22 protein-coding genes are annotated in these 25,632 nt (G+C 68.8%); 9 read left to right on the top strand and 13 right to left on the bottom strand.

The annotated features are described in order from the left end of the window. Positions 1 to 75: 75 nt before the first annotated feature. The gene (locus AC1DW3_RS07170) at positions 76 to 2,295 is read right to left on the bottom strand and encodes a M9 family metallopeptidase (RefSeq protein ID WP_477929983.1); all 2,220 of its coding nucleotides are present in this window, start codon (positions 2,293 to 2,295) and stop codon (positions 76 to 78) included. 219 nt (positions 2,296 to 2,514) lie between these two features. Beyond that, on the bottom strand, positions 2,515 to 3,315 hold the full coding sequence (locus AC1DW3_RS07165) for a helix-turn-helix domain-containing protein (RefSeq protein ID WP_477929981.1): 801 nt from the start codon (positions 3,313 to 3,315) through the stop codon (positions 2,515 to 2,517). 207 nt (positions 3,316 to 3,522) lie between these two features. On the opposite strand from AC1DW3_RS07165, the gene AC1DW3_RS07160 reads away from it, so the two are divergent. Further along, positions 3,523 to 4,668 carry a GGDEF domain-containing protein gene (locus AC1DW3_RS07160; RefSeq protein ID WP_477930274.1) on the top strand — a complete coding sequence of 382 codons (1,146 nt, stop codon included), beginning with the start codon at positions 3,523 to 3,525 and terminating at the stop codon, positions 4,666 to 4,668. Here the strand turns inward: AC1DW3_RS07160 and AC1DW3_RS07155 are convergent. Together AC1DW3_RS07155 and AC1DW3_RS07150 are read right to left on the bottom strand one after the other, a co-directional pair. Continuing rightward, the gene (locus AC1DW3_RS07155) at positions 4,665 to 4,913 is read right to left on the bottom strand and encodes a hypothetical protein (protein WP_477929979.1); all 249 of its coding nucleotides are present in this window, start codon (positions 4,911 to 4,913) and stop codon (positions 4,665 to 4,667) included. The two genes, AC1DW3_RS07160 and AC1DW3_RS07155, sit on opposite strands and share 4 nt — an antisense overlap. Then, a complete protein-coding gene (locus AC1DW3_RS07150) occupies positions 4,910 to 5,122 on the bottom strand; it encodes a hypothetical protein (RefSeq protein ID WP_477929977.1) in 213 nt (70 codons plus the stop codon). Before AC1DW3_RS07150 ends, AC1DW3_RS07155 begins: the two co-directional genes overlap by 4 nt. Positions 5,123 to 5,309: 187 nt before the next feature. Here AC1DW3_RS07150 and AC1DW3_RS07145 point away from each other — a divergent pair, with 187 nt between their 5' ends. The 5 genes from AC1DW3_RS07145 to AC1DW3_RS07125 all read left to right on the top strand — a co-directional run bounded on the left by AC1DW3_RS07145 (position 5,310) and on the right by AC1DW3_RS07125 (position 9,472). Then, a complete protein-coding gene (locus AC1DW3_RS07145; protein WP_477929975.1) occupies positions 5,310 to 6,434 on the top strand; it encodes an MlaE family ABC transporter permease in 1,125 nt (374 codons plus the stop codon). After that, positions 6,434 to 7,225, top strand: a complete 792-nt coding sequence (locus AC1DW3_RS07140; protein ID WP_477929973.1) for an ABC transporter ATP-binding protein — start codon at positions 6,434 to 6,436, stop codon at positions 7,223 to 7,225. The genes AC1DW3_RS07145 and AC1DW3_RS07140 overlap by 1 nt, the downstream gene beginning before the upstream one ends. Further along, positions 7,222 to 8,268 carry an MlaD family protein gene (locus AC1DW3_RS07135; RefSeq protein ID WP_477929971.1) on the top strand — a complete coding sequence of 349 codons (1,047 nt, stop codon included), beginning with the start codon at positions 7,222 to 7,224 and terminating at the stop codon, positions 8,266 to 8,268. Before AC1DW3_RS07140 ends, AC1DW3_RS07135 begins: the two co-directional genes overlap by 4 nt. Continuing rightward, positions 8,265 to 8,879, top strand: coding sequence for a PqiC family protein (locus tag AC1DW3_RS07130; RefSeq protein WP_477929969.1), 615 nt, complete (start codon positions 8,265 to 8,267; stop codon positions 8,877 to 8,879). Before AC1DW3_RS07135 ends, AC1DW3_RS07130 begins: the two co-directional genes overlap by 4 nt. A 131-nt stretch (positions 8,880 to 9,010) precedes the next feature. Next, positions 9,011 to 9,472 carry a DUF3592 domain-containing protein gene (locus AC1DW3_RS07125; RefSeq protein ID WP_477929967.1) on the top strand — a complete coding sequence of 154 codons (462 nt, stop codon included), beginning with the start codon at positions 9,011 to 9,013 and terminating at the stop codon, positions 9,470 to 9,472. A gap of 45 nt (positions 9,473 to 9,517) precedes the next feature. Here AC1DW3_RS07125 and AC1DW3_RS07120 read toward each other — a convergent pair whose 3' ends face one another. The 8 genes from AC1DW3_RS07120 to AC1DW3_RS07085 all read right to left on the bottom strand — a co-directional run bounded on the left by AC1DW3_RS07120 (position 9,518) and on the right by AC1DW3_RS07085 (position 20,279). After that, entirely contained in the window at positions 9,518 to 10,909 is a 1,392-nt protein-coding gene (locus tag AC1DW3_RS07120) for an efflux transporter outer membrane subunit (protein WP_477929965.1), read from the bottom strand. 1 nt (position 10,910) lies between these two features. Then, the gene (locus AC1DW3_RS07115; protein ID WP_477929964.1) at positions 10,911 to 14,201 is read right to left on the bottom strand and encodes an efflux RND transporter permease subunit; all 3,291 of its coding nucleotides are present in this window, start codon (positions 14,199 to 14,201) and stop codon (positions 10,911 to 10,913) included. An 18-nt stretch (positions 14,202 to 14,219) separates the two neighbouring features. Next, entirely contained in the window at positions 14,220 to 15,449 is a 1,230-nt protein-coding gene (locus AC1DW3_RS07110) for an efflux RND transporter periplasmic adaptor subunit (protein ID WP_477929962.1), read from the bottom strand. A gap of 193 nt (positions 15,450 to 15,642) precedes the next feature. Further along, entirely contained in the window at positions 15,643 to 17,217 is a 1,575-nt protein-coding gene (locus AC1DW3_RS07105) for a peptide MFS transporter (RefSeq protein WP_477929960.1), read from the bottom strand. Positions 17,218 to 17,350: 133 nt separating this feature from the next. After that, positions 17,351 to 17,914: a L,D-transpeptidase gene (locus AC1DW3_RS07100; RefSeq protein WP_477929959.1), complete on the bottom strand. Its 564-nt coding sequence runs from the start codon at positions 17,912 to 17,914 to the stop codon at positions 17,351 to 17,353. A 144-nt stretch (positions 17,915 to 18,058) separates the two neighbouring features. Further along, positions 18,059 to 18,892: a hypothetical protein gene (locus AC1DW3_RS07095; protein WP_477929958.1), complete on the bottom strand. Its 834-nt coding sequence runs from the start codon at positions 18,890 to 18,892 to the stop codon at positions 18,059 to 18,061. A gap of 35 nt (positions 18,893 to 18,927) precedes the next feature. Continuing rightward, on the bottom strand, positions 18,928 to 19,311 hold the full coding sequence (locus AC1DW3_RS07090) for a hypothetical protein (RefSeq protein WP_477929956.1): 384 nt from the start codon (positions 19,309 to 19,311) through the stop codon (positions 18,928 to 18,930). A 173-nt stretch (positions 19,312 to 19,484) separates the two neighbouring features. Continuing rightward, entirely contained in the window at positions 19,485 to 20,279 is a 795-nt protein-coding gene (locus tag AC1DW3_RS07085; protein WP_477929954.1) for an exodeoxyribonuclease III, read from the bottom strand. Positions 20,280 to 20,462: 183 nt separating this feature from the next. On the opposite strand from AC1DW3_RS07085, the gene AC1DW3_RS07080 reads away from it, so the two are divergent. The 3 genes from AC1DW3_RS07080 to AC1DW3_RS07070 all read left to right on the top strand — a co-directional run bounded on the left by AC1DW3_RS07080 (position 20,463) and on the right by AC1DW3_RS07070 (position 24,364). Next, on the top strand, positions 20,463 to 22,784 hold the full coding sequence (locus AC1DW3_RS07080; protein ID WP_477929952.1) for a TonB-dependent receptor: 2,322 nt from the start codon (positions 20,463 to 20,465) through the stop codon (positions 22,782 to 22,784). Positions 22,785 to 23,012: 228 nt separating this feature from the next. Continuing rightward, positions 23,013 to 23,681, top strand: coding sequence for an orotate phosphoribosyltransferase (gene pyrE, locus AC1DW3_RS07075; RefSeq protein WP_477929950.1), 669 nt, complete (start codon positions 23,013 to 23,015; stop codon positions 23,679 to 23,681). Next, positions 23,681 to 24,364 carry a hypothetical protein gene (locus AC1DW3_RS07070; protein WP_477929948.1) on the top strand — a complete coding sequence of 228 codons (684 nt, stop codon included), beginning with the start codon at positions 23,681 to 23,683 and terminating at the stop codon, positions 24,362 to 24,364. The genes pyrE and AC1DW3_RS07070 overlap by 1 nt, the downstream gene beginning before the upstream one ends. Before the next feature lie 32 nt (positions 24,365 to 24,396). Here the strand turns inward: AC1DW3_RS07070 and gatB are convergent. Further along, a partial coding sequence (gene gatB, locus AC1DW3_RS07065) for an Asp-tRNA(Asn)/Glu-tRNA(Gln) amidotransferase subunit GatB (protein ID WP_477929946.1) occupies positions 24,397 to 25,632 on the bottom strand: 1,236 nt, incomplete at its 5' end.

The following is a 25,632-nucleotide window of genomic DNA, read 5'->3' as shown; positions in this document are numbered from 1 at the left end:
GCCGGCAGCGTAGCGGGCTTTGACCCCGCCGCCGCCGCCGCCCGCCCCGGGACGATCGCGTTTCGCCCCTTCGCGTCAGGGCTTGGGAAGGTCGTAGGTGGCGGCGATGCTCACGCCGCTGTAGCTGGCGCGCGGGTCCTTGGAGCCGAGCACGACGTAGTACCAGTCGGACGAACCGGGCTGGGCCAGGTTGACGCTCTGCGCCGTGCCGGTCTGCGCGGAGCGGGCCAGGTACTGGGTCGCGGTGGGCCAGCGGCCGTAGTCCACGGACAGGCTCAGGTCACCGCTGCCGCCGCTGCTGAAGATGCGCACATTGCTCGCGCCCGCCGGCAGGCGCAGATACAGGTAGTTCACCGTCCCGGCGGGCAGGGCGATGGCGCAGTTGCGGCCCAGATAGCGCGGGTCGCCGCTGCAGGCGGGCAGGGCAGGGTCGGCGGGCAGCGGCGGCTGGCCGGCGGTGGTGGCGCTGGCCACCCAGTTGGCGAACTCGGCGTCGTAGCGCGTGCCGATGGCCTGCATGCGCGCCTGGTAGCCGGTGTAGTCGCCCAGGCGGAACAGGGCGAGGTTGGCATCCACGTCGCTGCGGTGGCGCTCGACCATGAAGCGCGTGGCCATATAGCCCCAGCGGTAGGCGCGATTGACGTAGTCGGCCATCTCGTAGGTGTTGCCGAAGATGTCGCTGAGCCTGTACTGCGCCGTGCGCGCAGCGTCGATGGCCGCCTGGTCGTTGTTGCCCAGCGAGAGGTACTCGGCAATGCCCTCGATCCACCAGACGGTGGGCTTGGACGTGCCCAGCGCGAAGTCGCCGGCCATGTCGAAGCGGCCGTCGATGTAGTGGATGTACTCGTGCTTGAGGTTCCAGATCTGGAAGTCGGGCAGCCAGGTGGCCTTGTAGGCGACGAAGCGCGCCTGGTTGGCCGCATCGGCGGGGTTGCCTTCAAGGTACATGCCGCCGTTGTCGGTGCTGATGCCATAGATCAGCGAGGCGTACTTCTGGTAGTTCGCGTAGTCGTCGAACACGACCACCTCCAGCGCGCCGTTGTTGTCGTTGGCGACGGGCAAGCGCCGCGTCTTCAGCATGGTGTGCGCATAGGCCTCCTCGGTCGCCAGCTGGCTGCAGGTGTCGGCCAGCTGCGCGGCGGTGAGGGACTGCGAGCGCACGCGCAAGGTGTCGCTGCAGCGCTGCGTGACCTTGAGCACGGCGTCGGCCAGCGTCGTCTTGTAGTTGCAGGTGCCGTAGCTGGCGCAGTTGGCGTTGTCGTAGTAGCTGACGGCTTCGGCCGCGGCGGCCCACAGCGAGACGCTGTTGTCACCGGGCCGGCTGTTGGCCAGCGTGTCACGGATCTCCTGGCTGACCGTGGGCAGCAGCGCCGGGTACCGGCCGTAGCGCAGCGCCTCGCGCAGCGCGTCGTTGAGCTGGTAGTCGTTGGCCGTGCCCAGCAGGGCGGCGCGGTTGCCGCGCACGAAGCCGTACAGCGCCTGGGTGGTGCTGGGGTCGTTCTGCAGCGCGGCTGTCGCGCCATCACGCCAGTGCACGTAGTACATCACCGTCAGCGCGCCGGTGAAGCCGGCGGCCGCGGTGCGCTCGGTCAGCGCCTGCACGGCGCGGGGGTTGGCCGCCGTGTTGGTGAAGCGCGTGACCAGGCCGCGCAGCCGCGGCATGTAGTACAGCTCGTCGTTCTGGTTGGTGATCAGCGTCATCACCTCGCCGGCCGTGGTGTAGCCGGGAGTGTTGGCGCGCATCAGCAGGCCGTTGTCGAGCAGGCCGCCGATGACGCCGCGCGTGACCTCGCGCACCGCCGCAGGCGGCATGGGGCCGTTGCCGCCGCTGGCCACGTAGTAGCCCGCGCGCAGGTAGAGCGTCAGGTTGACGAGGCGGATGTTGCTGGCGTCGTAGCTGGTGGCCTCCTGCGCGAAGCGCTGCGCCACGGCCGTGAAGTTGGCGGCGCTGAACACGCTGGCCGCGCGCGTGCCGCCGAGCGAGAACAGGCCGTAGTGGCAGTCGAAGGCCGGCAGGTTGGCGACGTAATCGGCCAGCGCGCTGCCCTGCAGGCCGGCCAGCACGCTCATGTCCTCGCAAGGCCGCGCGGCCAGCGCCTTCACGCGGCCGGCGACGGGCTTGACGCTGTCGCGCGGCGCCGTCTGCAGCCGGTACTGCGCCTGCTCGGGCGAAGGCGGCAGGGCGCTGCGCTGGCTGGGGCGTGGTGCCTGCTGCTGCGGGGTGTCGTGGGCCTGGGCCAGCGTGGCCAGCGCGCCCAGCGCCAGGCTCGTGGCCAGGCGGTGCAATGTCTTCATGGGTGTCTCCTGTGTTGCGCCGTCGCCGGTGATGAGGCGATGCGGCAGCGGCGCACCGTACGCACGGCCCGCAGGCCCGTCTTGTGCGGATTCGCTGCGATCGGCGAGGTGCGAAACCCCTGCGCCAGCGCGGCTTCGGCCCGCTCTACTGGGCGCGGCGCGGGTTGTCCCGGACTGGGTTGGCCCCAGGCGCGCCGCGAGGGGCGCGGATACAAGGCGTCACGCCTGGGCGGCCTCGGGATGGATGTCGCGCACCCACTGGCGGAAGGCGCGCGGCGTGAGGCCGGTCAGCGCGCGGAATTGCTTGGTCAGTGCGCTCTGGTCGCAGAAGCCGCAATCCAGCGCGATGTCGCTGATGCGCCGGTCGCTGGCCTGCAGCAGCCGCGCCGCGGCGTCGATGCGCAGCTTGGTGAGGTACTGGCTGGGGCTGAGGCGAAAGATCTTCTTCATGCGCCGCTCGAACTGCGCGACGTTCAGGCCGGCATGGTCGGCCAGCATCTCGATGCCCAACGGCTCGGCATGACGCGCCAGCATCAGGTCCACGACGGCGGCCATGCGCGCGTCGACCATGCCGGAGCGGCTGGGCTCCTCCAGGTCGCGCGACAGGCAGGCCAGCCCGATGACCTGGCCCGCGCGGTCATGCAGCGGCAGCTTGGTGCTGAGGCACCAGCCGGGCTCGCGGTTGGCGAACAGCGTCAGGTCGAGGTTGTCGAGCACGGGCTCGCCGGTGCGGAACAGCTGCTCGTCCTGCGCCGTGTAGCGCTCGGCCATATGGGCCGGAAACAGCTGCCGCGCGGTACGTCCGATGGCGTCGCCCTGGTGCACCAGGCCGCAGCGTTCGGCGCAGGCCTGGGAGATCGACACATAGCGGCCGCTGCGGTCCTTGATGGAAAAGACCATGTCGGGCTGGCGGTCGAACAGGCCCTCCACCCAGGGCAGCGGCTGCGCCAGTTCACGCAGGAACTGCTGGCGCCAGTGCGCTACGCAGGGCTCGGGCGGGGGCGCGTCGGGACTGATCAAGGCAGGGCGGCACAGAAATGGGCGCGCAGTGTGGCGCGGCGCTTTGCCCCCCAGCCAGTCCCCATCTGGGCGACGCATCAATCCGGATTGCGCGCCGGCCACCATTCACTCACGCGCACGCGCCCCGCGGCACTTTGCCGCATTCCACCGACCAACTTGCCACCTAGACTCGCGTTTCGACTGGCGGAAGGTCAGACCGTGCTGGACATGCTGCAGCTTCGCACCATCAGCGGCGTCACCGGGGTGATGGGCTGCCTGATGGCGCTGGTCATGTTCTTCCAGCGCCGCAGCTATCCGCCCTCCATCCATGGCCTGGGCCACTGGGCCGCCGCGCCGCTGGTGGGTTTCGCATCGGCGCTGCTGTTCACCTTGCGGGGCGCGCTGCCGGAGCTGCTGTCCCTCGGCCTGGCGAATGCGCTGATGTTTGCCGGCGCCGCCTTGTTCGTAGCCGGCAGCTACCGCTTCTTCGAGCAGCCGCTGCCGGCCCGCAGCTGGGCGCTGCTGGGCATGACCGGACTCGCCATCGTGGCATTCATGCATTTCTTCACCGGGCCCTACGGCTACCGGGTGCTGTTCATGGGCCTGCTGCTGGGAGGCACGGGCGCCTGGCATGCGCACTTCATCTGGAACCAGCCGGCGCAGAGCTTCGCGACCCGCTTCACCGCCGTCGTGCTGCTGCTGAGCAGCACCATCATCCTGGCCCGCGCGGTGACGGCGCCCTTCATGCCGCCGCAGGAAGGCCTGTTCACGCCGTCGCCCATGCAGGTCATCTACCTGCTGGGGCTGGCCTTCGGCACGCTGCTGACCAGCATCGGCACGGTGTTGATGGCCTCGGAGCATTTGCGCCAGGAGCTGGAGCGTCTCATCACGCGCGACAGCCTGACCGGCGCGCTGACGCGCCGCGCGCTGTACACGACGGGAGAGGCGGAACTGTCACGGGCCCGGCGGCAGGGCCGCCCACTGTCGGTGCTGATGCTGGACCTGGACCTGGACCATTTCAAGCGCATCAACGATGAGCACGGCCACCTGGTGGGCGACCGCGTGCTGGCCGACTTCGTCGAACGCGCGCATGCCGTGCTGCGCCGGCCGGCCGTGCTGGGCCGCTACGGCGGCGAGGAGTTCGTCGCCCTGCTGCCCGACACCGATGCCGCCCAGGCGCTGGCCGTGGCCGAACGCCTGCGCACCAGCACCGAGGGGGACGCGGCCCTGCCGCGCTGCCACGTCAGCATTGGCGTGGCCACGGCGCGGCCGGAGGAGACGCTGGACGGCCTGATCAACCGCGCCGACGCCGGCCTCTACCAAGCCAAGGCCCAGGGTCGCAACCAGGTCGTGCAGCGGCTGATGCCGTCCTAGCGGCGCGTTTTCTGGTCGCCGGCGCCGTGTTCTCCGCCCTTCACCATGCCGCCGCGTTTATCGGCGTCCAGCCCCGGCGTGGCGCGCAGGTCGGTGTCGACCTGGCCCTGCTGGAGATCGCGCGCGGCGCGGTGCACCTGCGGGTCCGGCTCGGGGTTGGTCGCCGTGTTCTGCTGGTCACGCTCATGCGGCAGCGAGGGCTTGCCCTCGGGCCGGGCGGCATCGGGGTTGATGGTCTTGCTCATCGCTTGGCGTGGCTCTTGCCAGCCTGTTCGGCGTCGCGCATCTCGCGGGCTTCGTCGATGTTGTGGGGTGCAGCCTCACGGGCCGGAGGCTCGACCGCGCCGCTCTTGACGAACTTCTCGACGGACTCGCGGTGGCGGCGAGCGGCGGCGTAGTTGCCTTCGCCTTGCAGGCCGTCGCCTTGGACGGGCGTCTTGGCAGTGGGTTTCATGGCGGGCTCCTGAATCGGCTGGGCGGGCTACAACTTTGAGCGTTGGCGCGCGCGGGCGCGGTCATCCACGCCGCCATTGGCGTGTCGGCCCACACCGACAGGGCCGGTGCGGCGGCGCGCCGTCCTACAAATCGCGCCGTCGGCGTCCGGGCCGCGAACGCGCAGCCGGGACAGAGCATGAGCTGTCATGTCCCATACCTTGTCAGCTCCCCTCCCTTCGTCCGGCGCTTCCGGCACGGGCGAGGCGCGCTGGGAGGGTGAGGGCCAGCAGTGGCGCCTGGTCTTGTCTGGCGACCTGAGCGGCGCAGAGCTGCCCAAGCCGCCCGCAGAACTGCCGGTGGCCGACGGCACGCGGCTGGGCTTCGACAGCGAGGCGCTCTCGCACTGGCAGCCGCCGCTGGCCGGCGCGCTGTGGCAGCTGTTGGCGCCACTGGCGCGCGGCGGCGTCCAGCTCGACTTCGCCGGCCTGCCGCGCGGGCTGCAGCCGCTGCTGGGCCTGAGCCTTCCGCAGGCTCAGGCGCCCAAGCAGAAGCCGGTGGCCGATGACGAGGAAGCGCCCGATCCCGAATGGCGCAAGACCCTGGTCTTCATCGGCGACACGCTGGCCGCCCTCGGACGACTGATGCGTGGCCGCAGCGCGATGCGCATGAGCGACTGGCTCTGGCAGATCGAGCAGACCGGACCGCGCAGCCTGCCCATCGTGCTGCTGGTCAGCAGCCTGGTGGGCCTGATCGTGGCCTATATGGGCGCCGAGCAGCTGCAGCGCTTCGGCGCGCAGAGCTTCATCGCCAACCTCGTCACCATCGGCGTCGTGCGCGAGATCGCGGCCCTGGTCGTGGGCATCGTGCTGGCTGGCCGCGTCGGTGCTGCGTTTGCGGCCCAGATTGGCAGCATGCGCGCCGGCGAGGAGATCGACGCGCTGACGACGCTGGGGGTGGACCCGGTCGAGCACCTGGTGCTGCCGCGCATGCTGGCCCTGCTCGTCACCGGCCCGCTGTTGACGCTGTGCGCCGGCGTGGCCGGGCTGGCGGTGGGCGGGGCGGTGGCCGTCCTGCTTTACGACGTCCCGCCCATGGCCTATCTGACGACCACCCGCGAGGCGCTGGCGGGCTGGGACCTGTTCGTCGGCCTGCTCAAGGGCAGTGTCTACGCGGTACTGGTCGCGCTGGCAGGCTGCCGCCAGGGCCTGAACGCCGGGCGCAGTGCGCAGGCGGTGGGCGAAGCGACGACCGCGGCTGTTGTACAGGCCATTGTCTGGATGGTGGTGGCCGCCTCGACGCTGACCGTCATCTTCCAGCGCTTGGACATCTGATGGCCGACAAGAAGAAACAGCCTGACGAGGTGCTGATGCGCGTCGAGAACCTCAGCTTGCACGCCGGCGGCAAGGAGCTGCAGCATGGCCTGAACTTCGAGGTCAAGGCGGGTGAAGTGCTGGCCATCGTCGGTGCCAGCGGCTGCGGCAAGAGCACGCTGCTGCGCCACATGATCGGCCTGCAGACGCCGCGGACCGGCCGCGTGCTGTGGACGGCCGACGGCCAGCAGCGCGACGTGCACGGCGACGACCCGCCGCGGCGCGAGATCGGCGTCGCCTTCCAGGCCGGCGCGCTGTGGAGCAGCATGACGGTCGGCGAGAACCTGATGCTGCCGCTGGAGCTCTACACCGAGCTGGACGAGGCCGAACGCGAGCGCCAGGCGCGCTTCAAGCTGGCCCTGGCCGGCCTGGACGATCCTGCCACCTTCGACGCCGAGCCAGCCGCACTGTCCGGCGGCATGAGGAAGCGCGCGGCCATCGCCCGCGCGCTGATGCTGGACCCGCCACTGCTGTGCCTGGACGAACCTTCGGCCGGCCTGGACCCGCTCACCTCGGCGCGGCTGGACGACCTCATCAAGCGGCTCAAGGACGAGATGGGCCGCGCCATCGTCCTCGTCACGCATGAGCTGGAGAGCCTCTTCGCCGTGGCCGACAGGGTGCTCTTCCTGGACGTCGAAGCGCACACGGCAACAGCGCTGGGGCCACCCGCCGAGCTGCGCGACCACGGGCCGGATGCGGTGCGCGAGTTCCTGACCCGCGGTCAGTACGAGCCAGAGCGGGAGGCCGCGTGAAGCGCCGCCGCGCCAGCCCCTTCGTCATCGGCGCCTTCGTCGTCGGCGCCGTGGCCTTGCTGGTCATCGCGCTGATCGCCCTGCCCGGGCAGCACTGGTTCAAGCAGCCGGAACGCGTGGTGATGTTCTTCTCGGGCTCCGTGTTCGGGCTGCAGAAGGGGGCGCCGGTGGTGTTCCGCGGCGTGCGCATCGGTGACGTCACCGACATCACCGTGCACTACGACAGCAAGTCCGACAGCTTCGCCATTCCCGTCATCGCCAACCTCGACGAGGACGCCGTGCGCGGCCTGGACGGGCGCATGGGCAACGACGACATCGGCCATGCGCTGCCGACACTGATCAAGCGCGGCCTGACGGCCCAGCTCGGCACGCAAAGCCTGCTGACCGGGCAGCTCTACATCGACCTGGACTTCCGCACCAAGCCGCCCGGCAGGCTGCATGGCGGCTACAAGGGCGATGCGACCGAGATCCCGACCAGCGCGACCGCCTTCCAGGCGCTGAAGGACCAGCTCGAAAGCGTCGACCTGAAGAAGATCGTCGACGACCTGAGCCAGATCGCCAACTCGGCGCGCCAGCTCATCGCCGCGCCCGAACTGAAGCAGGGCCTGAAGGATTTCGCCGCCACCGCCACGCACGCCCGCAGCCTGGCGGCGCAGCTGGACCGCCGCGCCACGCCGCTGACGAGCAGCGCCGAACGCGCGATGGCCAGCGTGGACCGTGCGGGCGACAAGGTCTCGATCGCAGCCGACAAACTGGGCACCGGCGCCGACCGCGCCAGCGATCTGCTGGACCCCAAGGGGCCGACCGTGCGCGATGTGCAGCGCGCGGTCAATGAGCTGGCGAAGGCCAGCGCCTCGCTGCGCGAAGCCGCCGACGGCGACGGCCCGCTGCTGCAGCAGACCGAGCGCACGATGCGCGAGCTGTCGCAGGCGGCACGCGCGCTGCGACAGCTCGCGCGGTCGCTGGACGCGCAGCCGCAGCAGCTGCTGCTCGGCCGCCAGCCGGATGCTCCCCCAACCGCCGCACCGGAGGCTGCCAAATGACGACCGCCATGAACCTGCGCCGCCGTGGCCTGCTCATGCTGGCTGCCGCAACTTTCGCCGGCTGCTCGACACGCAACACGCCACCACGCCGTCTCTACGGGCTGACCGGCATGCCGCCGCTGCCCGCCGATGCCAAACCCGGCCAGGACGGCCGCGCCTGGGTACTGAGCCCACAGCTGGCCCTGCCCGAGCTGCTGGACCGCGACGAGATCCTTGTCGCCGAGGGCAGTGCCGGCCTGCGTCCCTTGCCCGAGGCGCGCTGGGCCGAGCCGCTCAGCGAGGCGCTGCCGCGCCTGCTGGCCGAGGACCTGTGGCGGCTGCGCCAGCCCTACCCCGTCACGGTGGGCAAGCAGAACACGCCCGACGGCGAGTCGCTGCGCCTCGTCGTGCAGGTGGATGAATGGCTGGCACGGCCCGACAGCGGCGGGCTGCAGCTGCGGCTGCGCGCCCGCTGGCACTGGCTGCCGTTGCAGGCGCCGGCCGGCACCGCGCTGCCGCCTCCCGGCTCGGCCGACCTGAGCCTGCCGTGCGGCGCGCAGGCAGACGCACTGGCCGATGCCTACCGCCGCAGCGTCATGCAGCTGGCCGCCCGCATCGTCGCGGCCTCGTGAGCCCTGCAGCTTCAGGCAGACCCTGAGAAAGCGCGCTCAGCGGCGCTGGAACAATCGCGGCCGCAGGGGCGGCTGCCTCGCTGAAAAAAGAACCGCGCCCGGGCCGCCCGAGGGCGCCAAGGGAGTGAGTGATGCTGGAAGGTTTCAGATCCTGGATCATGGTGGCCGTGCTGCTGATCGGCGGGCCCTATGTGATGTTCAGCGGCGCGAGCAATGCCCGCGACGTCAAGCGCCTGCAGGCCAATGGCCGCGAGGCCACCGCCGTGGTGGAAAGCATCGAGTGGCGCAAGAAGCGCGGCTCGGAGAGCGGCTTCCGCGGCCACATCGTCTTCAAGACGGAAGCCGGTGACCTGGCCCGTGGCGAGATCAGCCTGCCGCAGCAACTGGGTCAGTCCATGAAGGACGGCAAGACCGAGCCCATGGTCAAGGTGCGCTACCTGCCCAACGAACCCAGCGTCGTGCGCATGGCCGACATGGAGGACAGCTCCGGCGAGACGCGCTGGGTCGGCGCCGTGATGTTCGTCCTCGGCCTGGGCCTGCTGTGGTGGCGCTGGCGCAGGCGCGCGGCCGGACCGGCCACCGCGGCTGCTTGATCGCTACAGGGGCCGGCAGCGCCGGCCCCATGCACAACAGACGACCTACTGCGCCACCGTCAAGCGGGCCGCGAAAGCCTTGTGCACGCCCAGCAGGGCTGCGGCGCGCTGAGTCTGCACCTGGATCAACGCGTCCGCCGCCGCCAGGCGCTCCTGCTCGGCGCTGAGCAAGGCATAGAAGTCGGTCACGCCGGCTTCGTAGCGCTTCAGGGCCAATTCGCGGGCGCGCCGCGTCGCGTCGGCGGCCGTGGCCTGGGCCGTAGCCTGCAGCTCGGTCTCGCGCAGCGTCGACAGGCTGCCCTGGGCGTCCTGCAATGCCGTCAGCTGGGCCTGTTCGGCTCCGGCCACGGCGGCCTCATAGCCAGCGCGCGCCGCGCTCTCCTCGGCCTTGCGGGCGCCGAAGTCCAGGAAGTTCCAGTTCAAAGCAGCGGCGAGGCTGTGGATCTGCGTGCCGCTCTTGAACAGGTCGCCAGCACTGCCGGCGCTCCAGCCGATCTGGCCGGTCAGACCCAGGCTGGGCCAGCGCGCGGCCCAGGCGACGTGGGCGCGTGACGCGGCGGCCTGGGCACGCACGGCGGCGGCCTTCACATCGGGGCGTGCGCTGAGCAATCCAGCCGGATCGGGCAGGGTGCCGAGGCTGATGAGGCGGGGCTCGGGCATGCCGGGCAGCGGATCGCTGTCGGCCTTGTCGCAGTCGGCCGGCAGCTGGCCGCGCAGCACGTCGAGTTGCAGGCGCGTCAGGCAGGCCGCGTTGCGCAGCGCGGGCACGCTGGCGGAGGTCTGCGCCACCAGCGCTTCGGCACGGGCCTGGTCCAGCGCCGTGCCACGGCCGGCGCCGACGCGTGCCTTGACGAGGTCGAGCAGCTGGTTCTGCACGCCCAGCGTTTCCTTGGCGAGCGCGAGCCGGTGGCCGAGGCCGATGAGCTGGGTCTGCAGGTTCAGCGCCGTGCCGGCCAGGCTCAGCTGGGCCGCGTCGCGATCCAGCGCTGCTCCTTCAGCGTCATAACCGGCCGCCTGCGCGTTGGACGACGCGCGGCCCCAGAGGTCGACCTCCCAACCCGCCGTCGCATTGACGCCGTAGCTGGTGAAGTTGTTGAACACGCCCTGGTCGTTGGGCGCGCGCTGGCGGCTGGCGCTGGCGCCCAGGCCCACGGTGGGCAGGCGGCGGGCGCCGGCCGCATCGGCCAGGGCCTCGGCCTGCTTCAGCCGCGCGGCGGCGGCGCGCAGGTCGCGGTTGTTGGCCAACACCTCGTCGACGACGCGCTGGAGTTGGGCGCTGTCGACAAAGGCCGTCGTCATCGTCGCGGCGCCGGGGTTGGCGGGCGGCAATTGCGCAAACTTCTCGGGCGCGAGATTGGCCGGGCCCTTGGACAGGCCGGGCGCGGCGCAGCCGACCAGCGCGACGGCCAGGGCGAGTGGGGTCAGACGGGCGAGCATGTCAGTGACCCTCCTTCTTCGTGGAGACATCGTCATCGATGCCGGGGTGGAAGGCATGGGCCGAGGCCTCGACCTGGGCGCGCAGCGCCGCCGCACGGGCACGGCGCTTCTCGGTGCTGGCGCGCAGCAGGCTGTAGAAGACCGGCGTCAGGAAGATGCCGAACAGCGTCACGCCCAGCATGCCGGCAAACACGGCGATGCCCATCGCACGGCGCATCTCGCTGCCGGCGCCGCTGCCCAGGATCAGCGGGATGACGCCGGCGCAGAAGGCGATGGACGTCATCAGGATGGGGCGCAGCCGCAGGCGGCAGGCCTCGATGACGGCGTCGCGGATGGACTTGCCCTGCTCCTCCAGCTCCTTGGCGAACTCGACGATCAGGATGGCGTTCTTGCACGCCAGGCCGACCAGCACGACCAGGGCCACCTGCGTGAAGATGTTCAGGTCCCCCGCCTGCCCGAAGGGCGGGAAGTGCGACAGCCAGACGCCGAACAGCGCCGACAGGATGCACATCGGCACGATCAGGATGATGGCCAGCGGCAGGCTCCAGCTCTCGTACTGGGCCGCCAGCACGAGGATGACGAGCAGCACCGAGAAGGCCAGCACCGCCGCCAGCGTCGGCACCTCGACGTTCAGCACCGGGATGGTGACGCTGCGCGTCAGGCGGTCCTGGTAGCTGAGCTCGGTGAACTCGTAGCCGAAGCCGCGCGGCAGCGTCTTCAGCAGGCGCTCGATCTCGGCCTCGGCCTGGCCGGACGAGAAGCCGGGCTTGGGCGCACCGTTGATGTCGGCCGACGGGAAGCCGTTGTAGCGCGTCACGCGCGTCGGGCCGAAGGTCGGCTCGACGCTCATCAGCGAACCCAGCGGCACCATCTCGCCGCTGCCGTTGCGGGTCTGCAGCTGCGTGATGTCCTCGGCCTTGGCGCGGAAGGGCGCGTCGGCCTGCACGATGACCTGGTAGGTCTTGCCGAAGCGGCTGAAGTCGTTGACGTAGAGGGAGCCGAGGTTGATCTGCAGCGTGTCGTAGATGGAGGCCAGCGGCACGCCCATCTGCTTGGCCTTGGTTCGGTCGACGTTGGCGAACAGCTGCGGCACGTTGATGTCGTAGTTGGAATACGGCGTGCCGATCGACGTGTTCTGGTTGCCATAGACCTGGCCCAGCGTGCCCCAGACGGCGCCGTACAGGGCCTGCTCGCCCTGGCTGCTGCGGTCCTGCACCTGCACCTTGAAGCCGCCGGCGATGCCCAGGCCGTCGACCGGCGGCGGCGGCACGACGAACATGCGCGCGCCCTGGATCTGCTGGATGGCGCCGTTGACCTTGCCGAGGATGGCCTCCTTGCTCAGGTCATGCGAGGTGCGCTTGTCGAAGTCCTCGAGGCCGAAGAAGACGATGCCCTCGTTCGGTGCGGCCGAGAAGCCGGCACCCGACAGGCCGGGGAAGGCCACCGAGTCCTTGATGCCGGGCACCTTCAGCGCGATCTCGCTCATGCGGCGGATGACTTCCTCGGTGCGGTCCAGGCTGGCGCCGGCCGGCAGCTGGGCGATGCCGATCAGGTACTGCTTGTCCGGCGCGGGCACGAAGCCGCTGGGGATGCGCGCCAGCAGCAGCACGGTGGCGCCCAGCAGCAGCGCGTAGACGATCAGCGCTGCCGACTTGCGGCGCAGGATGCCCGTCACGCCGCGGCTGTAGCCCTCGGAGCGGCGGTGGAAGAAGCGGTTGAACCAGTTGAAGAAGCGGCCGAAGACCTTGTCCATGCCGCGCGTCAGTGCATCCTTGGGCGCGTCGTGCGGGCGCAGAAGGATGGCGGCGAGGGCCGGCGAGAGTGTCAGCGAGTTGAAGGCCGAGATCACCGTGGAGATGGCGATGGTGACGGCGAACTGCTTGTAGAACTGGCCCGACAAGCCCGGCACGAGTGTGAGCGGGATGAAAACCGCGCACAGCACCAGGGCGATGGCGATGATGGGGCCCGAGACCTCCTGCATCGCTTTCACCGTCGCCGCATGCGGCGTCAGGCCGTCCTGGATGTTGCGCTCGACGTTCTCGACCACCACGATGGCGTCGTCCACCACGATGCCGATGGCCAGCACGAGGCCGAACAGCGTCAGCGTGTTGATGGAAAAGCCCAGCAGCAGCAGCACGGCGAAGGTGCCGATGATGGACACCGGCACGGCCACCAGCGGGATGATGGAGGCGCGCCAGGTCTGCAGGAAGATGATGACGACCAGCACCACCAAGGCAACGGCCTCGAACAGCGTGTGCACGACCTTCTCGATGGAGGTCTGCACGAAGCGCGTCGGGTCGTAGACGATGTCGTAGTCCACGCCCTTGGGGAAGCTGGGCTTGAGCCTCTCCATGGTCTTGCGCACGTTGTCCGAGATGGCCAGGGCGTTGGAGCCCGGCGCCTGGAAGATGGCGATGGCCGCGGCTTCCTTGTTGTTCAGCAGGCTGCGCAGTGCATAGGTGTTGGCGCTGATCTCGACGCGGCCGAGATCCTTCACGCGCACCATGGCGCCCGTCCTGGGCTCGCTGCGGACGATGATGTCGCTGAACTCCTCCTCGCTGGCCAGGCGCCCCTGGGCATTGATGGACAGCTGGAAATCGGTGTTCTTGGGCGATGGCGAGGCGCCGACGACACCGGCCGCGACCTGCGTGTTCTGTTCGCGGATCGCGCCCACGACGTCCGAAGCCGTCAGGTTGCGGGCCGCCAGCTTCTGCGGGTCGAGCCAGATGCGCATCGCATAGTCGCCTGCACCGAAGCTCAGCACCGAGCCCATGCCGGGCACGCGCAGCAGGTCGTCACGCACATTGAGCGTGCCGTAGTTGCGCAGGTAGAGGGCGTCGCGCGAGTTGTCCGGGCTGACCAGGTGGACCACCATGGTCAGGTTGGACGCCGCCTTCTCGGTCGTCACGCCGATCTGGCGCACGATGTCGGGCAGGCGCGGCAGCGCGCGGTTGATGCGGTTCTGCACCGCCGTCTCGGCGGCTTCCGGGTGGGTGCCGATCTTGAAGGTGACGGTCAGCGTCATGCCGCCGTCGCCGGTGGCCTGGCTGTCGAAGTAGAGGACGTTCTCGAGGCCGTTGATCTGCTCCTCGAGCGGCGTGGCCACCGTCTCGGAGATCACGCGCGGGTTGGCGCCGGGGTATTGGGCGCGCACGACGACCTGTGGCGGCGCGACCTCGGGGTACTCGGAGATCGGCAGCAGCGGGATGGCCAGCGCGCCGATCAGGAAGATGAAGAGGGACAACACGGTCGCGAAGCGCGGCCGGTCGATGAAGAAGCGTGAGATGTCCATGGGGCTACCGCCTTGGGATTACTTCGAGGCGGCCGAAGCGGGAGCAGAAGCCGGGGCGGGAGCAGGCGCAGCGCCCGGGGGAGCCGCCGGGACGGGCATGCCCTTCTCATCCACCTTCAGCACCTGCGGCGTGACCGGCGCGCCGGGGAAGGCGCGCAGCAGGCCGTCGACGATGACCAGCTCGCCGGCCTTGACGCCGTCGACGACGCGCATGCCGTCGATCAGCGCGCCCGGCGTGACCGGGCGGGGCTGCACGATGTTGTTGGCGCCGACGATGAGGACGACCTTGCGCGTCTGGTCGGTCGAGATGGCGCGGTCGGGCACGACGACGGCCTGGTAGCTGCCGCTGCCGATCAGCTTGATGCGGGCGAACAGGCCCGGCGTGAACAGGCCCTGCTTATTGTCGAACACCGCGCGGCCGCGGATGGAGGCAGTGGCCGGGTTCAGGCGGTTGTCGACGAAGTCCATCTTGCCGGCATGCGGGTAGCCCTGCTCGTTGGACAAGCCCATCTGCACCGGGTTCGCCGCGTCGCGAGACGAGGCGCGGCTGCCCTCGCGGGCGGCGCGCATGTATTTCAGGTAGGTGGCTTCGCTGGCGTCGAAATAGGCGTAGACCTTGTCGCTGGAGACGACGGTGGTCAGCACCGGGTCGCCGACACCGACGAGATTGCCTGGCGTGACGTTGGCGCGCGAGGTGCGGCCGCTGACGGGCGCCGTGATGCTGGCGTATTCGACATTCAGCTTGGACTGCACCAGGGCGGCTTCCGCGGCCTTCTGGTTGGCCTCGGCCGAGCGCAGTGCCGAGCGCAGCTGGTCGATCTCCTGCTGGCTGACGGCGTTGATGCTGACCAGCTTCTCGGAGCGCGCCAAATCGGTGCGCGCCAAGTCGGCCTGCGTCTTGGCCGCGGCGATCTGCGCTTCGACACGGGCGACGTCGGCCTTGAAGGCGCGCGCGTCGATCGTGAACAGCGGGTCGCCCTTCCTGACGAGCTGGCCTTCCTTGAAGCGCACGGCGTCCACGGTGCCGGCAACGCGTGAGCGCACGTCGACGGTGTCGGGCGCTTCCAAGCGGGCCGTGAACTCGTCGAATTCCTGCACCTCGCGCTGGGTGGCCGGCGCCACCGACACCGGCGGCGGGCCGCCACCGTGGCCGCCCGGGCCGCCGGCGCCTTCCTGCTTCTGGCCGCAGGCGGCGAGCAGGGCGATGAGAACGGGGGTCAGGGTCAGCGCCAGATTCTTCTTGGACATGGGGGGCTCCGAATGCAAGCGGGCGACTGTAAGCACATCGCCGCGGCGCCGTTACCCCAAAACCTAAAGCCCGACCAGGCTGCTGACATTCCTTGTCAACAGGGAGGAACTGTGAACAAAAAAGCCGCCGGGCGCGGGGCCGGGCGGCTTTGGCAGTAACGCACGGGTTTCATGACCCCGTGCAGATGATTTATTAGTGGACGCCGTGCATCTTCTTCTTCATCCAGGGCGTCAGCAGCATCAGGATGACGCCGGCGCCGATGGGGATGGCCGTGAAGATCAGGAAGAAGACCGACATCGAGTACTTGGTAGAGATCTCGTCGATGTAGGCGCCGGTGGAGCCGGCCAGCTTGTTGGCAATGGCCGTGTTCAGGAACCAGACGCCGAACATCAGACCCAGCAGGCGCGCCGGCGCCAGCTTGGAGATATAGGACAGGCCCACGGGCGACAGGCAGAGCTCGCCCATGGTGTGGAAAAGATAGGCCAGGCACAGGAAGACCATGCTGACCTGGGCCGTCTTGGCGCCCGCCGGGATGCCGCTGGAGCCATAGGACAGCGCCGCGAAGCCCAGGCCCAGCAGCACCAGGCCGACGCCGAACTTGACCGGGCCGGCCGGGTTCCAGTGCTTCTCCCACATCTTGGAGAAGGCCGGCGCCAGGATGACAAGGAAGAAGGAGTTCAGCACGCCGAACCAGCTGGCCGGGACTTCCGATTGCTCCAGCGCGAACTCGCGCGCCAGCATCCACAGCACCAGGCCCCAGATGACTGCGAAGGCCAACGCCAGCAAGCCGTTGGCCAGTGCGTAGCGGCTGCCCGTGCTGCGGTTGAGCTTCCACAGCAGCCAGGTCAGGATCAGCGCCGGCAGGACGGTCATCAGCGAGTTGACGACCTTGAAGACGAAACCACTGGTGCCGACCAGGGTGCGGTCGGTGTAGTCGGCCGCGAAGATGGTCATGGAACCGCCAGCCTGCTCGAAGGCGAACCAGAAGAAGATCGTGAAGAAGGAGAACACGAAGATGGCCTTCAGGCGGTCGGCCACGACATGGGCCGGCGCTTCCTCTGCCGCGGCGGCAGCAGCAAGCTTGGCGCGGTCTTCGGCCTTGGGCGGGCCGCCGATGTCGCCAAAGATGTGCTGGCTGAAATAGAACTGCAGCGCGCCCAGGATCATGAACAGGCCCGCGAGGCCGAAGCCCAGGTGCCAGGACACCTTCTCGCCGATGTAGCCGCACAGCAGGATGCCGAAGAAGGCGCCGGCGTTCACGCCCATGTAGAACAGCGTGTAGCCGCCGTCACGGGCGTTGTCTTCCTTGGGACCGTAGAGCTGGCCGACGATGGCCGACACATTGGGCTTGAACAGGCCCGTGCCCAGCACGACGAGGCCGAGGCCGGCGTAAAAGCTCGGCACCGTGTTCAGGAACATCGAGATGTGGCCGGCCGCGATGACGAAGCCGCCGAACAGCACCGCGCGGCGCGTGCCGAGGTAGCGGTCCGCCAGATAGCCGCCCAGCACCGGCAGCAGATAGGCCATGCCCGTGTACCAGCCGTACAGCGACGTCGCCTCGGCGCGGGTCCAGCCCCAGCCGCCCTTGGCGACTTCGGTAACAAGGAAAAGCACCAGCAGGCCGCGCATGCCGTAGTAGGAGAAGCGCTCCCACATCTCGGTGAAGAACAGCACGAAGAGCTGGTTGGGCTGGCCGAGGATGGTCGCCGGGGTCGGCGTCGCTCGGCCGGCCGCGGCCGGATTGGCCACGGGGGAGGTGGTAGTCACGTCAGTCGTTCCAGGTGAAACCGCAGGAGGTGGGCGGGTAGCCCGCGCGGAAGCCTGGAATTGTCCCGCCCGCAGCGCGTTTTCCACGGACGGGCGGCCCAGGGATTGCCCTGGGTCGGCCGGCCCGCGGAACTCAGGGCGCGGCGGCGTGCGGCGTGCCCGCGGCGGCGGCGATCAGGGGCTCGCGCTCCGGCAGGATGTAGACCAGGCTCTTGCCGCCGCCCAGCGTCGGCAGCACGACCTGGTCGAAGAAGGCGGGGTCGACGACGACGCAGCCCAGCGTGATGCGGCGATCTTCCAGCCTGGCGGAGGCGAGGCGCTCGGGGCGGCGTTGGCTGGCCGGCGCCGGGCGCAGGCGGTGGATGGCGAGGTTGGCGTCGTAGTCGAACCAGACGATGCGCTCGCCGTTCAGGTTGACGCCAGGCTGAGCCTCGAAGCGGCCCGATGGCGTCACGCGTTCGCTGACCTTCAGCGCCGAAGGATCCTTGCCGCGCGAGCTCTGCGGCTCCTGGTCGCCGGGCGTCAGCCCGAGCAGCACCGGCGCGCGACCGACGAGGCTGCCGTCGGCGGCATAGATGGACAGGGTCGCCTGGCGCTTGTCGACGATGGCAAAAGGGCGGGCGTCTCCCGCGTCACCGGCGACGGGGCGTGAGATGACTTCCGCGCCCGCTGATGCGGCTGCCAGAAAGCCCGCCACGCCAGCGATGCCACATACGAAGGCCTTGGCCCGAACTGCCCAACTGCTGCCCACTCGACGCCCCTTGTCCCGGGCGGCGCAACCATCGCGCCTGCCTTGGCGGGCAGTCTAGGAAGAGGCTCTTGTAACCAACAGACAAGGAGTTCACGGTTTGGCGCTGTTACCTCGCCGTGAACCCGCCTGGGCCAGCATCTGGGGGGGCGCGGCGGCCGGGAAGAAGGCTGTCAGGGGTTGCTTTTCAGGCAGCACATAGACCACGGCGCGGCTCTGGCCCAGGTTGGGCAGCACGGTGCGCTCGAAGAAATCGACAGGAACATTGATGCAGCCCCAGCTGATGCGGTTGTCGGCCGCCGTCTTGGTGGCCAGGCGCTCCAGGCGGCGCTCCGCGGGGTTGCTGTTGATGACACGGTGCATGGAGACGGCCGCGTCGTAATCCACCCAGACCACCTCCTTGCCGTCGGCGTTGCGGCCGGGGGCCGAGACGAAGCGGCCGGCGGGCGTCGTGCGCTCCTGCGGCTTGATCTCTTCGATGCTCTTGTTTCCGATGCCTGCGACGGTGCGGTCACCTGATGCATAGCCAAGCAGCACGGGGCTGGTGCCGAGCAGGCGGCCACCCGGGGCGAAGACATAGACCTGGGCACGGCGCTTGTCGACGATGGCGAAGGCGCTGCTGCCGTTGTCGGCCTCGCGCACGGCCCAGGCGGCGACGCGGGTCACGTCCAGCGGCGCGCGGACCTGGCCGAAGTCGAGCTGGCGGTCGATGACCGCTGGCGGCGACGGCTGTACCGCAGCGGAAGCCTTCGCGCTGGCCACCGGGCGGGGGGTCGGCGCTGCGAGCTTGCGCTTGAAGCTGCCGCCCGAGAAAGTGAAGAACACGGCCAGGGCCAGCGCAGCGATGACGCCGCCCTGGCCCAGGCCGATGAGGATGTCCCGCCGCCGGGCTGCGGCGGCGAGTTCGGCGCGTTCTCCGAAACGCATGGTCGGTGACGGAGGCCGCGCTCAGCCGATGACGCTCAGTGGCGGTCGGCGCGGGGGGCCGGGGTGGCCGGCTGGTCATAGCTCGGGCTCGGCGTCGTCGTGGTGGTGGTCGTGGTGGTCGTGGTGTCGCTCGGCAGCGCGGCCGTGCTGTCCACCGGCGGCGTCACCTTGGCCGGGTCATCGGCGGGGGCGGGCTGCTGGGCGATGGCGGCGTTGCTCTCGAGGGGCATGGCGGCGTTCGGATCAACCGGCGCTGCGTTCGGGTCGGCAGGTGTCTGCTCGCTCAGGGGCGCAGCGGTGGCGGCGGCCACGGGATCGGTCGGCTGCTTCTGGTCTTCGGTCTGGGCAACAGCCAAGCCGATGCCGCTGACAAGAATGGCGGCGGTCAATGCACTGGTGACGGTCTTGAGGGTGGACATTGGGAACTCCTATTCAAAGCGGGAACCGGCCTGGAGCCGGATGGCTGGGCCGGACATTTCCACCGGCTGAGGTCCACTCTAGGACGCCCGCTTCTCGCCCGGCGTCGGTGCCAAGCGTCATCTCATGTAGGAGGCTCCCCCAGCCTGTAGCGGCCGGTTACGCCGTGTTTTCGTTACAGCTTGAAGTCGTAGTCGATCGTCAGCGGTGCGTGGTCGCTGAACATCTGGCCGGTGTAGATGGCTTCCGTTCGGGCCAGGGCCGCGATGCCGGGCGTGGCCAGGTGATAGTCCAGCCGCCAACCGACGTTGTTGGCGCGCGCGGCGCCGCGGGCGCTCCACCAGGTGTATTGCTCGGCCTTGTCATTGAGCGTGCGGAAGACGTCGACCAGGCCGCCCCCTTCAGCGCCGTCATCGAACAGCGTCGTCAGCCAGGCGCGCTCCTCGGGCAGGAAGCCGCTGTTCTTCTGGTTGCCGCGCCAGTTCTTCAGGTCGATCTGCTTGTGCGCGATGTTGACGTCGGCCACCAGGATGAACTCGCGCTCGGCCTTCAGCGCCACCAGGTGCGGGTGCATCGCGGCCAGGAAGCGGTACTTGACCGCCTGGCGCTCCTCGCCACTGGTGCCGCTCGGGAAGTAGACGCTGATGAGGCTGAGCTTGCGGCCGGGCTTGTCGAAACGCTTCTCGACCCAGCGGCCCTCGCTGTCGAACTCGCTGATCCCCAGACCGGTGATGAGGTCACTCGGCTCTTCACGCGTGTACAGGCCGACGCCCGAGTAGCCCTTCTTCTCGGCGTAGTGGAAATGCCCGCTGAGCTTGTCGCAATGGCGGAACTTGGCCTCCACCACATCGGCCTGCGCCTTGAGCTCCTGCACGCCCACCGCGTCGGCCTGCTGCTGGTCGAGCCACTCGAAGAAGCCCCTGCTGGCGGCGGAACGCACGCCGTTGAGATTGGCGGTGATGAAGCGCATTTGAACTAGGGAGAGGGTTGGTCCGGGGGAGTATCGCAGTGCAGCAAATGAACAACACCCACCGCACGGTTTCATCATCAAACGGTCACGCGATCTTTACGATCCCGTAGGAATCAGAGGCGTTACGAACGCCCATTTTTTCGCCCCCGCATGCCCTTACCCCCGCCAACCCGAGGATTTCCCATGCCGAACCCCCGCATTTCTCCGACCCTGCTCGCGCTCGCGCTGGTCGCGGCCTTCCCGATGCAGGCCGCCCTGGCACAGACCGCGACGGGCCCGGAAGCCAAGAAGGACGTCAGCCAGCTGGAAGCCGTCATCGTGACCGGCAGCCGCCGCGCCGAGAACCTGAAGGAAGTGCCGCTGTCGATCTCGGCGATCAAGTCCGAGGACCTGGACACCTACAACGCCAGCGGCCAGGACATCCGCGCGCTGTCCGGCAAGGTGCCGAGCCTGAACATCGAATCCGACTACGGCCGCACCTTCCCGCGCTTCTATGTGCGCGGCCTGGGCAACACCGACTTCGACATGAATGCCTCCCAGCCGGTGGGCCTGGTCTATGACGACGTCGTGCAGGAAAGCATCGCGCTGAAAGGCTTCCCGGTCTTCGACATGGCGCAGGTGGAACTGCTGCGCGGCCCGCAGGGCACGCTGTTCGGCCGCAACTCGCCGGCCGGCGTCATGAAGTTCGACTCGGCCAAGCCGACCAAGCGCCTGGAGGGCTATGCCAACGTCGGCTTCGGCCGCTGGAGCGCCGTCAACCTGGAGGCCGCCGTCAACGTGCCGGTGAACAGCGACCTGCAGCTGCGCGTGGCGGGCCTGGCCCAGCGCCAGAGCGACCGCGTCCACAACCCGCTGCCCAACGCCACGTCCGACCTCGAGGGCTACAACGACAAGGCGCTGCGCATGCAGGCCCTGTACAAGAACGGCAACTTCGAGGGTCTTTTCAAGGTCCAGGCCCGTGACTTCAAGGGCACGGCGACGACCTTCCGCGCCAACATCATGAAGCGCGGCACCAACGACCTCGTCGACGGCTACGACGACAGCTCCTACCCCACCGACGGCTACAACTCGCAGACGCTGAAGTCCAGCGAGGTCAGTGCCCGCCTGCGCTGGGACTTCGACGGCGTGTCGCTGTACTCCATCACCGCCCACGACCGCGCCAAGTTCTACAGCCGCGGCGACGTGGACGGCGGTTTCGGCTGCCGTTTCTGCGGCATCTCCGACGGCCCGAAGTACTACCCCTCCGGCTCGCAGACGCCCTATCCCTCGGTCATCCCCTTCGACGCCCAGACGGCCGACGGCATTCCCTATCTGCGCCAGACGACGCAGGAATTCCGCCTGCAGTCCAACACCAGCGCGGCCTTCCAGTGGATCGCGGGCCTGTACTACTTCAACGAGAAGCTGCAGGTCGACAGCTTCAACTTCGACAGCTTCGCCGTCGGCGACCCGCAGAACGGCTACGCCGTGCAGCACCAGCAGGCCAAGTCCTGGGCGGCCTTCGGCAACGTGAAGTTCGCCGTCACGCCGGACTTCAAGCTCACCGCCGGCCTGCGCTACACCGACGACAAGAAGGACTTCGACGCCGTGCGCACCTGGACGCCGGGCAAGGCGCCCAACGTCGACATCATCGGCCCCTTCTACACCCACCCCAAGTCCACCAACTGGAGCTGGGACGTCGGCGCCAACTACAACATCGACAAGTCCACCAGCGTGTTCGCGCGCGTCGCCACCGGCTACCGTGCACCGTCCATCCAGGGCCGCGTGCTGTTCGGTGACTCGATCTCCATCGCGAACTCCGAGAAGGTGCTGTCCGTCGAGGCCGGCTTCAAGGCCGACCTGCTGGACAACACCGCCCGCATCAGCGGCACGGTGTTCAAGTACCGCGTGAAGGACATGCAGCTGACGGCCGGCTCGGGTTCGACCAACCAGAACCGCCTCGTCAACGCCGCCAAGGCCGAGGGCCAGGGCTTCGAGCTGGACGCGCAGGCCATCATCGCGCGCGACTGGCGCACGACGCTGGGCTTCTCGTACAACGACACGAAGATCAAGGACGCCAACCTCTTCGTGCTGCCCTGCGGCAATGCCGGCTTCCAGTTCCTGGAAGCCAACACCGGTTGCACGGTGCTGGACCCGGCCGGCCCGCTGGCCGGCACCGTCAGCATCAACGGCAACCCGCTGCCGCGCGCACCCAAGGTCACCTGGAACTGGACGCTCAAGTACAGCGTCGAGATCGGCGCCGGCGAGCTGAGCGTGCTGACCGACTGGGCCTACAAGGACAAGTACAACATGTTCCTGTACGAGGCGGTCGAGTACAAGGCCAAGTCGGCCCTGGAAGGCGGCCTGCGCGTCGGCTACGGTTGGGCCAACGGCAAGTACGAGGTGGCGGCCTACTCGCGCAACATCACCAACCACCGCCAGGTCGTCGCCGCCATCGACTTCGACAACCTGACCGGTATCGTCAACGAGCCCCGCAGCTACGGCGTTCAATTCAAGGCCAGTTTCTAGTCCTTGAGGATGGCCCTGACCGTGTACTCACGGGCAGCTCCGTCCCCAACTGATCCAGCGGGTTCTTGAGGGGCGGACCTGGCCAGGTACTTCTGGACAGCTCGGCCCCCAACTGGTTCAGCGCAAGACGACAAGCGGGCCCCGCCCGCGACTTGGTGAAAACCACGGACGGCCCGGCCTCCTTCTAGGGGTCGGGCCTGTTTTTTTGACCCCTAGAATCTTTGTCACATGTCCGCCGCGCCCACCGACTCTCTCGCCCAGTCCTTTGTCGCCTTCGCCGTCGAGGCGGGCGTGCTGCGCTTCGGCGAGTTCAAGACCAAGGCCGGCCGGCTCAGTCCCTACTTCTTCAACGCCGGCCTGTTCGATGACGGCGCCAAGCTCGGCCGCCTGGCTGGCTTCTATGCCGAGCGCCTGATCGCCTCCAACCTGCCGTTCGACATGATCTTCGGCCCGGCCTACAAGGGCATCACGCTGGCAGCGGCAGTGTCCATGGAGCTGGCGCGGCGCGGCCGCAACCTGCCCTTCGCCTACAACCGCAAGGAAGCCAAGGACCACGGCGAAGGCGGCACCCTGGTCGGTGCGCCGGTGAAAGGCCGCGTGCTCATCATCGACGACGTCATTTCCGCCGGCACCTCGGTGCGCGAGTCCATCCAGATGATCGAAGCTGCCGGCGCCACGCCTTGCGGCGTCACCATCGCATTGGACCGCCAGGAAAAGGCGGCCGAAGGCGGCGTGGACAGCCCGTTGTCGGCCGTGCAGCAGGTGCAACAGCGCTACAACCTGCCCGTCGTCGCCGTGGCAGGTCTTGCCGACTTGCTGGCCTATCTGGAGGACGCGCCCGAACTGGCCGCCCACCGCCCGGCCGTGCTGGCCTACCGCGAGCGTTACGGGGTCTGATGCGCGTCCTGCCCGTCGTTGCCGGATTGTTCCTCGCCAGCACCGCGCTGGCGCAGGACGCCACGCCCGCCAAGGGCATCTACACCTGCACGACGGCCGACGGCCGCAAGCTGACGGGCGACCGCCCGATTCCCGAATGCGTGGCGCGTGAACAGCGCGTGCTCAACCCCGATGGTTCCCAGCGCGCGACGCTGCCGCCCTTCCTCAGCCCCGAGGACCGAGCTGCCAAGGAGGCAGCCGACCGCCGCGCCGCCGCCGACCGCCTCGCCCAGCAGGACGCCATCCGCCGTGACCGCTCGCTGATGCTGCGCTACCCCACCGAGGCCTCGCACCTGCGGGCGCGCAACACCGCGCTGGACGATTCGAACAAGGCCATGCGCAGCTCCGAGCGCCGCATCAAGGACCTCAACGTCGAGCGCAAGCCGCTGCTGGACGAAGCCGAGTTCTACAAGGGCAAGCCGCTGCCGGCCAAGCTCAAGCAGCAGCTGGACGCCAACGACGCCAGCATCGAGGCCCAGGAGGTTCTCATCGAGAACCAGAAGGCCGAACTCGTGCGCATCAACAAAACCTTCGACGCCGAACTCAGCCGGCTGAAGAAGCTCTGGAGTGGTGCCACGCCGGGCTCGCTGCCTCCGCTCGGTGAGTTGCCGCCGACGGCGCCGCCACCGACGCCCAAGCGCTGAAATCGGCCTCAGAGAAACCCTGAGGCCAATGTTCAACCAAGTTTCTTCTTCAGCAGCTCGTTGACCAGGGCCGGGTTGGCCTTGCCCTTGGTCGCCTTCATCGCCTGGCCGACCAGCGCATTGAAGGCCTTGTCCTTGCCAGAGCGGTACTCGTCCACCGACTTCTGGTTGGCCGCCAGCACCTCGTCGAGGATGGCCTCGATGGCGCCGGTGTCGCTGACCTGCTTCAGGCCCTTGGCTTCGATGACGGCGTCCACGTCGGTGGCCTCGCCGCTCCACAGTGCCTCGAACACCTGCCTGGCGGCGTTGTTCGAGATCGTGCCGTCGGTGATGCGCGCGATCAGCGCGCCGAGCAGCGCGGGGCCAACCGGCGCCGCGTCGATCTCACGGTCTTCGGCATTCAACCGGCGCGAGATCTCGCCCATGACCCAGTTCGCCACCAGCTTCGGTTGCGCGCCCGCGGCCTTGGCGGCCTCGTAGTAGCGCGCCGTCGCCAGGCTCTGCGTCATCATCGTCGCGTCATAGGCAGGCAGGCCGTCGACGCTCTCGAAGCGCGCCGCCATCACGCGCGGCAGTTCGGGCATCTCGCCCTTGACGCGCTCCACCCATTCCGGCGCAATGACCAGCGGCGGCAGGTCGGGGTCGGGGAAGTAGCGGTAGTCGGCCGAGTCCTCCTTGCTGCGCATCGCGCGGGTCTCGCCGGTGTCGGGGTTGTAGAGGATGGTGGCCTGCTGGATCTTGCGGCCGTCCTCGATCTCGTCGATCTGCCAGTTGACCTCGTAGTTCACGGCGTCCAGCAGGAAGCGGAAGCTGTTGAGGTTCTTGATCTCGCGGCGCGTGCCATAGGGCTCGCCGGGCTTGCGCACCGACACGTTGACGTCGCAGCGGAAGGAGCCTTCCTGCATATTGCCGTCGCAGATGCCCAGCCACATCACCAACGCATGCAGCGTCTTGGCGTACTCGGCGGCCTCGGCGCCCGAGCGCATGTCAGGCTCGGAGACGATCTCCAGCAGCGGCGTGCCGGCGCGGTTCAGGTCGATGCCCGACTGGCCGTGATAGTCCTCATGCAGGCTCTTGCCCGCGTCTTCCTCGAGGTGGGCGCGGGTCAGGTTGACCTTGTGCTTCACGTCGCCGACGAAGAACTCGACCGAGCCGCCCTGCACCACCGGGATCTCGAACTGGCTGATCTGGTAGCCCTTGGGCAGGTCGGGGTAGAAGTAGTTCTTGCGCGCGAAGATGGACAGCGGCGCCACCTTGGCGCCGACCGC

This window comes from Roseateles sp. P2_H4, from assembly GCF_056403315.1.
The sequence above is the reverse complement of the archived record's forward strand: the minus strand, read 5'-3'. Positions and strand labels throughout refer to the sequence as shown.